Source organism: Tamlana carrageenivorans, assembly GCF_002893765.1.
Taxonomy (GTDB): domain Bacteria; phylum Bacteroidota; class Bacteroidia; order Flavobacteriales; family Flavobacteriaceae; genus Pseudotamlana; species Pseudotamlana carrageenivorans.
Map to the genome: position 1 here is coordinate 1200899 of NZ_CP025938.1, position 13723 is coordinate 1214621.

The 13723-nt window shown below is 38.0% G+C and carries 14 protein-coding genes; 3 read left to right on the top strand and 11 right to left on the bottom strand.

Annotated elements, in window-relative coordinates:
• The 6 genes from C1A40_RS05440 to C1A40_RS18130 all read right to left on the bottom strand — a co-directional run bounded on the left by C1A40_RS05440 (position 1) and on the right by C1A40_RS18130 (position 3409).
• Positions 1–549: a hypothetical protein gene (locus tag C1A40_RS05440; protein ID WP_102995010.1), complete on the bottom strand. Its 549-nt coding sequence runs from the start codon at positions 547–549 to the stop codon at positions 1–3.
• Positions 550–559: 10 nt separating this feature from the next.
• Positions 560–811, bottom strand: coding sequence for a hypothetical protein (locus C1A40_RS18125; protein ID WP_158651289.1), 252 nt, complete (start codon positions 809–811; stop codon positions 560–562).
• 178 nt (positions 812–989) lie between these two features.
• The gene (locus C1A40_RS05450) at positions 990–1559 is read right to left on the bottom strand and encodes a hypothetical protein (protein ID WP_102995012.1); all 570 of its coding nucleotides are present in this window, start codon (positions 1557–1559) and stop codon (positions 990–992) included.
• A gap of 1 nt (position 1560) precedes the next feature.
• A complete protein-coding gene (locus C1A40_RS05455; protein WP_102995013.1) occupies positions 1561–2205 on the bottom strand; it encodes a hypothetical protein in 645 nt (214 codons plus the stop codon).
• 106 nt (positions 2206–2311) lie between these two features.
• Positions 2312–3199, bottom strand: a complete 888-nt coding sequence (locus tag C1A40_RS05460) for a hypothetical protein (protein WP_102995014.1) — start codon at positions 3197–3199, stop codon at positions 2312–2314.
• A 54-nt stretch (positions 3200–3253) separates the two neighbouring features.
• A complete protein-coding gene (locus C1A40_RS18130) occupies positions 3254–3409 on the bottom strand; it encodes a hypothetical protein (RefSeq protein ID WP_158651290.1) in 156 nt (51 codons plus the stop codon).
• A 394-nt stretch (positions 3410–3803) separates the two neighbouring features.
• Between C1A40_RS18130 and C1A40_RS05465 the strand changes: the two genes are divergently transcribed.
• From C1A40_RS05465 to C1A40_RS05475, 3 genes are read left to right on the top strand one after another with little or no spacing between them, the layout of a single operon-like run.
• Positions 3804–4574 carry a DUF6577 family protein gene (locus tag C1A40_RS05465; protein ID WP_102995015.1) on the top strand — a complete coding sequence of 257 codons (771 nt, stop codon included), beginning with the start codon at positions 3804–3806 and terminating at the stop codon, positions 4572–4574.
• Positions 4571–5626 carry a nucleotidyl transferase AbiEii/AbiGii toxin family protein gene (locus C1A40_RS05470; RefSeq protein ID WP_102995016.1) on the top strand — a complete coding sequence of 352 codons (1056 nt, stop codon included), beginning with the start codon at positions 4571–4573 and terminating at the stop codon, positions 5624–5626. Before C1A40_RS05465 ends, C1A40_RS05470 begins: the two co-directional genes overlap by 4 nt.
• A 1-nt stretch (position 5627) precedes the next feature.
• The gene (locus C1A40_RS05475) at positions 5628–7433 is read left to right on the top strand and encodes a DUF2779 domain-containing protein (protein ID WP_102995017.1); all 1806 of its coding nucleotides are present in this window, start codon (positions 5628–5630) and stop codon (positions 7431–7433) included.
• Here C1A40_RS05475 and C1A40_RS05480 read toward each other — a convergent pair.
• From C1A40_RS05480 to C1A40_RS18275, 5 genes are all read right to left on the bottom strand, one after another.
• A complete protein-coding gene (locus tag C1A40_RS05480) occupies positions 7428–7961 on the bottom strand; it encodes a hypothetical protein (protein WP_158651291.1) in 534 nt (177 codons plus the stop codon). The genes C1A40_RS05475 and C1A40_RS05480 overlap by 6 nt on opposite strands.
• Positions 7962–7977: 16 nt before the next feature.
• The gene (locus C1A40_RS05485) at positions 7978–8646 is read right to left on the bottom strand and encodes a hypothetical protein (RefSeq protein WP_102995019.1); all 669 of its coding nucleotides are present in this window, start codon (positions 8644–8646) and stop codon (positions 7978–7980) included.
• Between the two features lie 68 nt (positions 8647–8714).
• A complete protein-coding gene (locus C1A40_RS05490; RefSeq protein ID WP_102995020.1) occupies positions 8715–9605 on the bottom strand; it encodes a helix-turn-helix transcriptional regulator in 891 nt (296 codons plus the stop codon).
• 2 nt (positions 9606–9607) lie between these two features.
• Positions 9608–10876: an McrC family protein gene (locus C1A40_RS05495; protein WP_102995021.1), complete on the bottom strand. Its 1269-nt coding sequence runs from the start codon at positions 10874–10876 to the stop codon at positions 9608–9610.
• A complete protein-coding gene (locus tag C1A40_RS18275) occupies positions 10877–13723 on the bottom strand; it encodes an McrB family protein (RefSeq protein ID WP_199287744.1) in 2847 nt (948 codons plus the stop codon).

Below are 13723 nucleotides of genomic sequence, written 5' to 3' on the forward strand. Positions count from 1 at the left end.
TTATTTTCTTATCATTCCAATTACTACCAATGCAGCCACACCTACACCCACAAAAACCAAGGTCTTCTTGCTCATGCCAAATGGCAACATAGAAGCTTGTTGTGGTTGATTTTCTGTGCTTTCGGTTGTTAAACTGGTAGTGGTTTCCGAAGCCGTTGTTTCGGATTGTTCCATCGGTTTAGTGCTTGGTTCTTCTGATTTAGAAGAGGTATCCACTAGGGCTTTTTTTACCTGTGATTCACTAATTATGGGTTTCTTCTTTGGAGGTAAATCGGGAGCAATTTGCTTTACTACCGGTTTGGAAGTTCGCACCGGAGCAGGACGACTAAACCTTGGCTTTCTGCCTTTGGCAATTCGTTTTTCATCCCTTTTTTCTCTTCGAGCAATGACTTTAGGATTTTGGCTTCGCTTTTCCTTCCTTTTTTTGATCCACTTACCAATGAATTCATCGTACTCAAATTCATTTCCTAAGCCATCAACAAAGTTGTCTTCCTCTTCTAAAAGACCCCCATAAAACTGTAATTCATATATCGGGTTTGCAGCTATCATAACTTAATTTTTAAGCAGTTTGTACTGGAGCAGCAGCTCCTTTTTTCTTCATGGATTGATACACTAAACCTCCAACTACAAGCAAACCGATGACAATCATTACTGGACTTCCCATGCCTGCTTTTTGCACTTGTGGAGCTGGAGCTTGTGCCGTTGATGTTGGTTGTGGTGCTTGTTGCATCATCATTTGTGGAGCCATCTGCGGTGTTGGTGCGGATGTTGGTGAAGCCAATTGCTTGGTTAAGCTTGTTTCTGCTCTCATAGATTCTGTTTCAGCTCTTTGTTGATCATTCTTTAGCTTTCGCTTTTCCATTCGTACCTTATGCCTTTCGGCTTTTCGTTGCTTACATTTTCTGCCAAAGCATAAAAAGTTGTCCCACTCGTTTGTTGGCTGACCACTTATTCCGTAGTTATAATTGCTTATTTCCATGATCTATCGTTTATGAAGGATTTGTATTGATTAAATTTTTTCTTTGCCGGAAATAGAAGAAGCTGATAATGCCCAGTATGCCCAACACTCCAATTATGATGTAGAGACTTTTCTTGCCTGCCAACTTGCGTTCTTCGGCAGCAGCTTGTTGTTCCTGGGCTTTCATGGCAAGCATGTTATTCAGCATTTCTCTGCGAGCTTCTTCCTTTGCCATTTTCTGCTTGTTCTTGCCACCAACGATACTTCCCACAGCTCCGGATATTCCGGCAATTGCTCCAGCTATGGCTTGTACATAATGGTATTCATCTTCATCAGGATTATAGGCGGTTTCCGATTCTACCATATTACTGAGTAGCTCAGTAAGTTCTCTGTTGAATGCTTTGCTTTGAAGGGCTAAACCTTCAACCAATCCATTGGCTAGAGATATTTTATCGCTTGTTGGAACCTGAATGCCGTACCTGTCCAAAAGCATTTTATAAGGCTTTGGATTTTTAGCAACCGCTACACCAATTAAGGATAGAGCAGCCTTAGATTGCTGATTGAGTGCCTGTGTATTTTCCTCTTTGACTATTCTAATCATCTTAGTTGCTTTTTATGGAGGATCCGATGAGTACACCGGCAACCAGTGTTAAGCCCAAAATCACCAATCCGTCTTTTGAAACAGAAAAGCGGTCTTTGTCTTTGGTCTCTTCTTTTGTTGGGGTTTCAGCCTTTAATTTTCGTTGTCTCAATTCATTCCAAACCAGTTGAACTTCTTCCATAAGGGATAAGTCTTCCGGTTTTTTATTGGAGGCTGCTAATACTTCCTGATAATGTTTTTCCAATTGGGAAGTGGTCATATCTACCATTTGATCAATGTAGTCGCCTACATCCAAGTTGGAATCACCACCAAAATTGCTGTTGCCACAAGCCCCACAAAAGTTGGATTCAGGATTAAAAGAGCTACTTCCACATGAACCACAAAAACTGTCTTCCTTTGTTGATTCTAGTGGTTGGTTCAGTTTCAAAATCAAATCTTTTTCCGGATGAATAGTTAACAGATGCGGAACAATGCTTTTGCCTTCAGTTTTCACCAGTTCCTTAGTAGCCTTCACTAAATCATGAATATTCTTTGGGGCGTGATACCCTTGGTCAAACAAAAACTTGCGTGCACCATCCGGATTGCCATACACGATGTAGGCAATGCGATTTTGTGCGTATTTCGACCTTGTTAAACTTTTTTGCATCGTATTTCAATTTGAGTTTTTACAAAAACAGCCAAAGAGCTATCACGCTGACTTTGGCTGCTTTAAATTGTCCCTGTTATGAGCCTTTTACAGCTTGCATAGGTTCTTATCTTCTTCTGCGTAAGAATCCTCTTCCTCCAGGTCGTCTTCTCATTGAAATACCACGTCTGCGTTTAACAGGACTAGGTCTCTTTCTGACAATCTTCTTTACCAGTTTCTTAGGCTTCAACCCAAAGGCTGTCGGCTTTTTACTTCTGATTAAGTCTAATTGTGGAAGACCAGTTGTTCTTGGAGCAGTTGAAAGCTCGGCAACATTTTTACCATCCAGTAGGTTACCCATGTTGGCTCTTGCCTTGATTGTGAAGGTGAATACCACCGTTACACCATCTTTAAGCAATAATCTAATGCTGTCTTGTCCGGTAACATCCACTTCAAAGTTGTTGTCATCAATCAAACCTTGAGTGAAGTTTTGTGGAGAAGTTGCATTTCTTGGTTGGTAAACTCTTACCGAATTGCTTCCTGTCGCTGTCCTTTTGTTGATCTTCAACACATTGTCAAATTGCAACGGATTGGAAACCGACATTTTCATTCCCACAATCTTGAAAGGGTTGGCTTTTGATTCCTCCCTTACTTCTTTGTGTGAACTCTCTTCAACACTTACCGTTACACCGGCAGGTTGTGCTGCTTCTTCGTTTGCTCCAAACAGAATGGCTTCTGCATCGGCTCCGGAAGTGTTTTTTACTACTACGGTTAAGGTACGGTCGTTCGGATCAATGCGTCCGATAGAATTTGTTTTGTAACTATCGTACATGTCGTCATCATCGGCAGGGATGTATTCTACTTCTTCATCGTAGTATTCATCCTCATCGTAATAACTGTCTTCATGACCTTCAAAACCGGTATCGAAGTCATCTTCTTCATACCCATCGTAGTCATCGTATCTGTCTTCGGCATCATCTTCGTATGCCATCAACTCATCGTTATATGGATTCATTTTGAATGCTTTTTTAAGTGTTTGTAACTAAATTCAGGTAGTCCCACCTTGGAACTACTTCTTTGTTTCGCTGCTTTCTGCTAGCTTTTTTGCTTTTGCTTTCTCCATAGCAGGATCAATCACTTTTTTGGTTAGGATTGTACCAATCACAAAAACTCCTAGTGAAACTCCTGCCATAATGCCAATTGATTTCCAATCAGTATTTTTCATTTTGTATCGTTTTAAATTTTTAAATCTTCCGAATTGAACTGTGCGGTTTTTAAACCAATTGAGATGCTAAGGTCAGGGGAAAACAAGGCGAGAAAAAGGGCGAAAGTTGTCCTTTGGTGAGTGTTTATCTATGGACAAACTTTAAGGCAAAAACCGGAGATCGGTCGGTACAAAAAAGGAAGGGATTTAATTTATCCTAGAGATAAATTAAAGGGTATTGGAATTTATTAAGGGGATAAATTCAGCTTCTTAAAAAGTTACTCAAAAATGCCAGTAAATACATTTTACTGGCAAAAATGAGTATTTCTAAAAAATGTCACTATATTTGCACTGTTGGCAATTATGAGTAAATCTATAATTTGCCTAAAAAGTTAAATACTGGCAAAATTGAGCTATGTCTAAAATCATTGACCGTCAAATATCGAAGCATTTCAAAGGCAAAGGGCATTTCGACCGAGATTCCCTCAGTTCCTTTTTAACTGATTTGGATCCGGAAATCACAGAAAGTGTTTTAACTTGGAGAATACATGATTTGGTGAAACGCAAAGTGATTGACCAAGTGAAGTTAGGCGTTTACATTATTTCTGACAAAGTAGCTTACATACCATTTGTATCAGATAAACTGGCTCGATTATCCAAGATTATAGCCAAAGAGTTTGATGAGTTGGATTACTGCCTTTGGAGTACAGAATGGCTTAATGATTTTACCCGACATCAATTGGGAACCTTCTTTTATATACTGGAGGTTGAAAAGGATTTTGTAGAGGAAGTATTCAATGCGTATTCCGAATCCAAACAGTACCGCGTGTACCTCGATCCCAAAGAGGACATCATGGAAAGATATGTGGAAAGTGAAATTTCCATCATTATCAAACCACTTATCAGCCGTTCACCAAAACAGAAAGTCGCAGCAAAGGAGAAATCAAAGGATAAAATCTATGTACCGACCATAGAGAAAATACTAATTGATGTGTATAGCGATGCCGTAACCTTCTATGCCATTCAGGGAAGTGAAATGGATACGCTGTTTGAAAATGCCTTAAAACGCTATCAAATAAACTTCACCAAACTTATTAGCTACGCTAGAAGAAGAAATAAAGAAGAACAAATTAAAAGTTACTTAGAGAACAACTTTGGTGACTTTGTTAAAGATATTTTAGAATGATAAAAGCACATTGTTTTACCAAAGAATGGATCAACGGCTTTAAGCAACAAAAGCATTTTAAGCGGATCAACCCTCCGGTATTGGAGAAAATGATTCAGGCACTTTCTTTATTGCAGCAGCTCAAAGCTCATGGTTTGAATTTCACCTTTAAAGGTGGTACGAGTTTGGTATTGTTGCTTTCTAAATCGAGAAGGTTTTCGGTAGATATTGACATTATTACCACTCAAAGCAGAGAGGAAGTTGAAGCCGTCTTGGAGAAAGTAGTAGCAAACTCACATTTCAATAAATGGGAGCTGCAAGACAGAAGAAGCTACAAGGAAGGTGTACCCAAAGCTCATTACGAATTTGATTATGAATCGAGCCTCAATCAAAGTGCTCATTTTGTGTTGTTGGATATTCTATTTGAACAAACCGATTACCCTAGATTATTATCGGCTCCCATTCAATCGGAATGGATTGAATCCGAAGAAGTTTTAGAAGTAGTTGTACCGTCTATTGAATCCATTCTAGGAGACAAACTCACGGCATTTGCACCCAATACAGTTGGTATTTTGTACGATAAGGATAAAGAGCAAGAAATCATCAAGCAGCTTTTTGATATTGGTTGCCTGTTCGATGAAGCGGATAACGTAGAGGAAATTGCGTTGAGCTTTGAGAAAATTGGAACCAAGGAAATCAACTACCGTGAACTTGAAATTGGCTTAACGGAGATACTGGATGATATTTTCACCACTTCCTTACTCATAGCCAAACGAACCAAGAACACCGGAGAGCCGGACAAAACAAGATTTACCGAACTCACCACCGGAATACGCAGGTTTGAAGGCTTCTTGATCGCTGAAAACTTCAAAATAGAGGATGCCATACTTGCAGCAGGTAAGGCAGCCTACCTCACCAAACAATTAAAGAACAAAGACTATACATCTATAGAAAAGTTTAACGGTCAGGACATCAGTAAACTGGAAATCACCGGAGAGCTGAACTTCCTGAACAAACTCAAAAAGTCGAGAGACAAAGCAGCATTTTTCTATTGGTATAAGGCGTTGAATTAACATGAAAACCGACTTTTCAAAAATATTATCCAAGTCCGATTTTAAGGTAGCCCGTAGCTGCCCGACCAAGCTCTATTACAAGAAAAACGGCTACCCATCTGCCAATGATGGTAACGAATACATGGAATACCTTGCCGAAGGTGGTTATGCCGTTGGTAAATTGGCTACACTTCATTTTCCGGAAGGTATTCGCATACAAAACGAACTCGGACTAAAGAGTGCCATTACTCAAACCAAAGAAGAACTACAAAAAGAAAATGTAGTCCTTTTTGAACCGGCTTTGTTAACGGAAGGAAAAGTCGCTGCCATTGATATTTTAGTCAAGGAAGGCAATCGTTTTGAAATTATTGAGGTAAAGTCCAAAGGCTTTGATTCTGATAACCCGAAATTTGACAAAGGTTGGGATGAATACCTAGAGGATATTGCATTTCAAAAGGAGCTTTTACAAGAAGTATTTCCGAATGCTCATATCGACTGTTTTCTGTTTGTTCCGGACAAAGCCAAGCGAACACAAATAGATGGCTTAAATGCTTTGTTTGAGCTCAAAGAAGTAGAAGCTCACAATCAGTTTAAGTTTTACGAGATTGAATTTATCGGTGATCCTAAAATTATCCGAAAGGATGATTTTATGGTAAAGGTGAATGTAAACGATGAAGTAAACAAACACAGTTCCATCATTAAAAATGCCATTAAACTCTATTCTGAAAGTTTGCAGCAAGAGACTAAAATTCAGGAACCTTTGAATATAAATTGCTTCTCTTGTGAATACAATGCAGGAGATGATAAAAACGGCTACCATGAATGTTGGAAAGGAATGCCGGAACCGGAATTACATATCAGAGATGTTTACCGTTTGGGGAATATCAAAGAAAACAAGGAATCCGTTGCTAATAATCTAATTGGAGATAAAAAACTGGATGTAGATGCCTTGCCTGAAAAAGCTATTGAAGGCGTTTGGGGTGAACGCAGATTGATACAGATTAACAATACCAAAGCTCAATCGGAATGGATAGCCAGGGAATTGAAAGAAGAAATCAACTCATGGAAATATCCGCTGCATTTTATAGACTTTGAAACCTGTATTACGGCATTACCTTTTCACAAAGGCATGCGACCTTATGAAATGAGTGCTTTTCAATGGAGTTGCCATACCATTAAACAACCCGGATCCGAACCAATTCATAGTGAGTGGCTCAATAGCGATCCTAAATTCCCAAGTTTTGCCTTTGCAGAAAGTTTGATGAATAAGGTCGGCTATGATGGTACACTTTTGATGTGGAGCTCGCATGAAAATACCACCTTGCGAAACATCTATTACCAAATGGAAGAGTACAATCAGTCTATTCCGGGATTAAAACGATGGTTGGAATACGTGGTGAAGTTTGATAAAAATGGAGCCGGAGCCTTTGTGGACATGAACGATTTGGCATTGAAATACTATTTCCACCCGGTAATGAAAGGACGTACCAGTATCAAAGTAACACTGCCGGCTGTTTTGGCTGCTAACAAGTCTAAACGCACCGAAAACTGGCTATCCAATTTTGACGAAGGGATCAATTTATTGCACCGTGGCGAAGACGGAATAATTGAGAACCCATACAAACATTTGCCACCTATCGACTTATTGGAAAATGCCGAAAAGGTGAACGAAGGAACCGGAGCTATGCGTGCTTATGAGGATATGCTCTTTGGTATCAGTAAACACCAACCGGAAATAAAAAAAGCCTACAAAGAGGCTTTATTACGTTATTGCAAACTGGATACGCTTGCCATGGTGATTATTTGGGAGCATTGGAGGAATTTATAGTTTTCCCTTGGCTTGCTCTAAAAAGCTGTAAAGAGTAGTAAAATCCTCCTGACTAAGAAACACATAACTTTTACCATCGTATTTCTCTAACTTCAAATAAGTGGTCCACTTACCTTTACTCCAGTAACATCCGGCTTCAAAACCTCCACGGCTTCTGTATATCACCTCAGAATAGTTTTCTGATGTAGAAGGGAAAATTTTCTCTTGCATAATTTTAATTGACTTCATTAAGCCATCAATTTCATCAACATCCAATAAAGCCTGCTTTGTATCAGTACTATAACTTGATTTAACTTCGTATTCAAATTTTATTGCACTTGTGCTTTTGTCAGAGATTAAGTCCTGAAACTTTACCACTTGAACTTTAGCTCCTTTAATATCTCCAATTTCGAGATAGTCTTTTTTTATGAGGGCTCCGGAAGAGGTTGAAAATTTTTCTGCGTTACTTACTTCTACTTCTTTAGTAGTTTGAGCATACGATGAGAATACAAACATTCCCATTAACATTACTAATAGTGTTTTTTTCATGATATTAATTTTTGGGTTATTGCAAGGTTGTTCCATCTGCAAATAGAATTTTCTCCGGCTTCCATTGCAGCTTAATTTGTTTTAATGACTTTGACTTTAAGAGTTGATCATCATTCATAAACTGATTATAGTCTGTTTGAGCACTGTAATTGGTTGTTGATTTAGCTTTCACACCATCATCATAGGTCAAATTCAACGACTTTATTTCTTTATCAAAAAGATCTAAAAACACCATTTGACCAGTAAATGCTGTGATGTCTTTATCTGTCTTATTTTCAAAAGCGAATTTGTAGGTGATATAATCTTGGTAGTTGTATTCAGTGAATCCTTTGTCGTAAATGGTAACGGTCAAGGCATTTTTCAAACGAGCAATTCGTTCTTTCTCTTCCTTTTTAGCTTTTTCTGCCAATTCTTGTTGGATACGCTCTTCTTCCTCTTGCTTCTTTTTAAAGGCTTTTGCCTCTTCTAAGATTTGGGAGTAGCTTTTCCCATCAAGAGGTTCTTTCAATAGTTTAGCACGCATAAAATACCCTGCTAGAAGCATAGTTTCTGTGCTATCTAAAGCATTGGCTTCCTTAATGGCTTTTAAATCATTTTCAAAAGTGGCATCACTGTATTTATTCTCCAATGGTGATGAGCAAGAGGCTAAAATCGCTATAAAAGCTAGGTAAAATATTTTCTTCATTTTGACAGTTCCTTTAAAATTCTTGACAAAGAAATGTAAAGAATTTGTCAACTAGCGTCAAAATAAAATTAAATTGATCTTTTCTCACTCAAATAATCCCTAAAAGCTTGCGGATAGACTACTTCAATTTCACCGGGTAAGCCTAAAACAAAGCGACCAACTCCTAAGAAATTACCAACCTCTGTGGTAAGCAGGTAGTTGTTATCATCTACTTTTTTGAGGCACTTTTCGCTCAATGGAAATTCTTCTAAAATCAAATTGTAAGCTACTAAGGACAATTGAAGCTGAATAGCAATGGGTTCAAAGCTTTGCATTCTAAAAATATCCGTTATTCCTACTCGATGCTTGGGTTTGTATTGCCAATCATTATCCAGAATTTCCACCTCTTCAATTCTCGAAGCCTTGAAAATTTTATTGGTTTGGTCTTCGGTATCGTAGCACCAAACTCCGGTATAATTGATGGTAAAATCAATAGGCTCTACAATTCTATCCCGAATGTTCTTGCTGTTACCGGATTTGTACTCCTTTAACACCACTTGTTTTTGTTGCTTAATGGCTTGGATTAAATTATAGATGTTTTCCGTTTCTTCCTTTTTGGTAATAGCATGAATCACTCTATCAAAGTCATAAAGGCTGTAAAGCTTTTTGACTAGCTTCTCTTTTAATTCTGAATCTTCATCAATGGCATGAATGGTTTTACTTAGAATAAAAGCCTCTTCTTCGGTAAAGTGTAGTAATTGGCTAATATCTTGTGCCGTAGCATTTTCCTTATCTATCCTGAAATAGCCGTTGTTATTTTCAATGACAAAGCCCACCTGTTTGAAAGTATCAAAATAGCGGTACACCGTCCTTTGAGAAATATCAAAGCGATCCGAAAGTTCTGAGATAGTTCTACCATACTTGCAATCAAGCATGAGAAGCACCTCTAACATTTTCTGAAATTTCGCTTGGTCTGCCATATCTAAACTATTTCCTGCAATTGACACCAATTGCTAATGTTTTCATGTATTATTTTTTGCCATGCCTTCACGTCTTTTTCAACTCCTATAGAGATAACGCTACATTCTTCATTGCTCAAATGCTTTGAATCCTGCGAGCTATGGTCATAATATTGTCCTGATTGGTTTCTGTTTTCTGATCCCGGATATACTAGAGCTACTTTCTTAGCTCCATAGTATTTCATGTACACAAACATTTGCCTCAAATCTTCAGGAGATGGATTATAGCCATTCAAGTTTTTCCATTTAGTATCAAGAACTACACAGTCTTCTGTGTCTTTATTCAGAACAATGTCGGGCTTCATTTTGCTGCGATAGCCTGATAATGGCTTCCAAAAGTTCTTAGTGTTTTGAGCAGCAATACTTGTGGCATTCGCTTTATGCCTTCTTAAACTCACATAAACAAACTGCTCCCAAAGCACATTCATATCAAACATCAGTGCCAATACATTATTGGTTCCTCGGTTTACATCCGGGTGATAATTGAGAAGAATGAGTTTAGCTATTTCCAGTGCATTTCTGTATGGTTCCGTTTTGCGGTCAAGGGCAATTTTATCAAATAAGGCTTCTGTTATTTTAATGTCGTATAGCTCCGGAAAATCCAATAATAAGGCTCCTAATCTGCTATTCAGTTGCACATTAGTATTGATATAACTCAGTAGCTTCAGGGCTTTATAAAGAATTGCATGAATATCATGCTCTTTGTCGTAAGTGGTGTGCCTAACATAAAATCGTTCTTGATGCACCAAATTCTGACTGATATGCTTAGCGAACTGAATACTGCCTTTTAAAGCGGTTCTGTTACCCTCTGTTTTCCGGTATTTTTTTACCAAACCTCTATGCAACAGATATTCAACTTCTTTGATGAAAAGCTCAAAGTAAAGGTCGAGAATAGAGTTTGAACGCAATCTTAAATTACTGTTGCTAGGGGCATGAATATCAAATATTCCAACCGCATGCAGCATGTTAATTAATACGTTTCTCCACCTGTCGGCATCATTGGATTTATCAGCTTTTGGCAAGACTTCTATAACCGTTTTGCCAACTTGAATCACTCCAACATATTCATTGAAGCGAACGCCATGATGAATCAAGGAATAATAAGGAACTCCATTTTCTCCATAGAACAATTGCAAAGCCTCTAACTGACCATTTGTGAGTCTTTGCTCACCTCGGTCTGTTCGTAGGCTCTCGTGTTCAAATACGGTGATATGTTTGTTCTCCTTGCTCAATTATTTGTTTTTGCGTTGTAAGTCATTCAAAGCCTCAATAAACACTTCATCACTCATGTCTTGGATGTTTTTGAGGTGATAAACTTTTCTTTCTACCAAAGGGCTGCTATCATAATCTTCAAATGGAGCAAAGAAGTCTTCATCTACTTGATTGTCTTTGATATCAAAGAACTTAGAGCTAATTACCAAACCAATTTTACCATAATCCCCAAAGAAGTATTCTTGTAGCAGAGGCACTATCTTGTTCTGGAAAGCCGATTTCAAGCCTTTTAATCCTTCAACCGATAGGAAATAACTATGACCAATCATGTGGTCTTTGTCCAATAGCTTCTCAATTCGCTTATTTATCGTTTCCAATAGTACTGATAGTTCTATGCCATTTACAATACCGTTTTCCGCTTTACCCTCTGTGTTAATGAGCTCCGGTTTTGGAGGCATTTCAGTAAAACTGAATCTTCTTCTAAGAGCTGTATCCAAAGCTTCTACACTTCGGTCTGCGGTATTCATGGTTCCTATGATGTGAACATTGGGAGGTACTCCAAACCAATCTTTACTGTACGGCAATTGTACTTGAATTGCTTCCGGATTACCTAATCGCTTATCTTCCTCTATAAGTGTGATTAGCTCACCGAATATCTGTGATACATTTCCTCTGTTTATTTCGTCAATGATAAGTACATACGGTTCTCCGGTTTTTCCTTTATAGTCTTCCTTAGTCAAAGATTTTACTACTTGTACTTTATCGTCCCAAGAGTATTTTCTAATCTCTTTTGGCGTTTCTTTAGTAACTGGGTTATTGTTTCTGATAGCATTCAGTACAGACCAATTTGCTGTGGAATTACTACCACCAATAATAGACCTGAATTGTTGGTCGATATTGTTTACATCGGCTAAATCAGGAAATGCAGCATGCAGCTTTGAAAGTCTTTGTTTAGAAACTGGATAGGTATTGTCTTTTCCCGGATGTTTAATGATGATATTGCCCTGCTGAGAAATACCATCAACAACTACTTTACCACCATTTTTGGTAGCTATCTCAATCGTTTCTTCTGAGGCTAATTTTTCTTCTATCTCCTGTACAAAGTTGTCGAAGGCTAATGAGAAGTCGAGTACATTTTCAGTGGCTACCGATTCTTCCTCTTTGGCTAATGAAAAGGAGGCTTCAATACATAGCTTTCTAAAAATCCCTTCTTCCACTCGGTAAATCACCGGATCACCTTCTTTTTCAGGCTCAATAGGCTTAATACCCTCTACAAAATCTTCATAAGTCATGCTCTGATGAAAGGTGGTAAAAATGATTCTACCTTCATCTACCTTTTGCTCAAAACGAGCTTTGATATCCGTGCGACTTAATCCGGTTAAATCTTCACCACAAAGCTCTAAAGCTTGATTAATGGTGTTGTATGTTTTTCCGGTTCCTGGAGGACCGAAAAGAATCTGATTGAGTTCATTAGCCATTTTTTGTTCTTTTTTATATTCCTTTAGCAGATTGTCTATTTGGTGGATAACATCCGGTTGTGAAAGCTTATATACAGTGGTTCTTAATCCCTCAGAATTTCTCAGGGATGGAGAAATTAATTTCCATTGTACTGGTTTGTAATGGGAAAATGTTTGCAATGAATCGTAGCCATAATCTCCAATTACTTCACCAATACCTAATATTTCAGAGCCGTCTTGCGCAAGAATGATATCGCCTTCATGAATGTCGTTGTAAAAGTTAAAAATCTCACCTGCCTTTCGGCTTCCAACTTTTTTATCATCTGAATAATATCCCTGATTATCCAGTAGTTGAATTACATCCTTTTTGTTTTGAACTTCTTGTTCGCTTAAATCACCAATTTCTGACCAACCAATTGAAATGTACTGATTGGCTTGCATGATATCCCAAAAATTGGTTTGACCATCACTTGTCCCAACACGCCAGTAATTTCTACCCAAACCCTTTTGTTGATCCAAAGTGGAGTAAAGGATATCCTGAGCATAAATTTTGTGATTGTCGTCTTCGTAACAATCATCGGTAAGCAATTCCTTTTTTAATTCTAAGAGTTCGAAATCCTCCAAAATATAGTTCTCGATAAATTCATCAAGAAGCGACAAATAATGAACGAGTTTTTTACCCTTCCTTTCAGGCTTTATGCCAATAAGCTTACAATACTTTTGGTAGAACGAATCCTTGTAAAAAGCATATTTTGATGAATCATGAAAAGCTAAGTAGGTAGCCATTGTTCGTTCATCTTGATGATGCGAGTAGGTGTTTGTAGGATCTATGTCACGAAATATCTTTAGTGTTTGTTCATTGAAGTATGAAACACGCTCCGATAGCTCTATGTTTTCATCAAATAAATGCTTAAATGCTTCACGAAATTCTTCAGGTCGTTCTTTAACAATATGATGGATAACCGATATCCCTACTGGATAAATAAGGTTTCCAAAGTTGATACTGGTGAGTTCTTGTGTGAAATCCGCAGCACTAGTATTTGGTCTTCCGTTAAAAGTTTTAACCAATCGCCATTTGTAGAGCTCATCTTTCAATTCCGACTTTCGTGCATGCTCTTTATATCGCTCAATCAAATCGAGTACAGGATCAGCCTTATCTGATTTGTCTATGATTTTAAAATCAAATTGCTTTAACCATTTATTGGTTGCTTCGCCACCTCCATATTCCCAAATTCGCTCGCCATTCATTTCTTGATGAGCATATCGCATAATTTCTTTTGGAGGATAGTTCTCTCCATTAATAATCACATCCCATCGGGTAGAAGGCTTTAATTCCGGTTGATCTTCCTGAATTTTTGCTACACCTCTAAGTATGTGATCCTTTGTTATATTTTTTGGTTCAAATGCCAT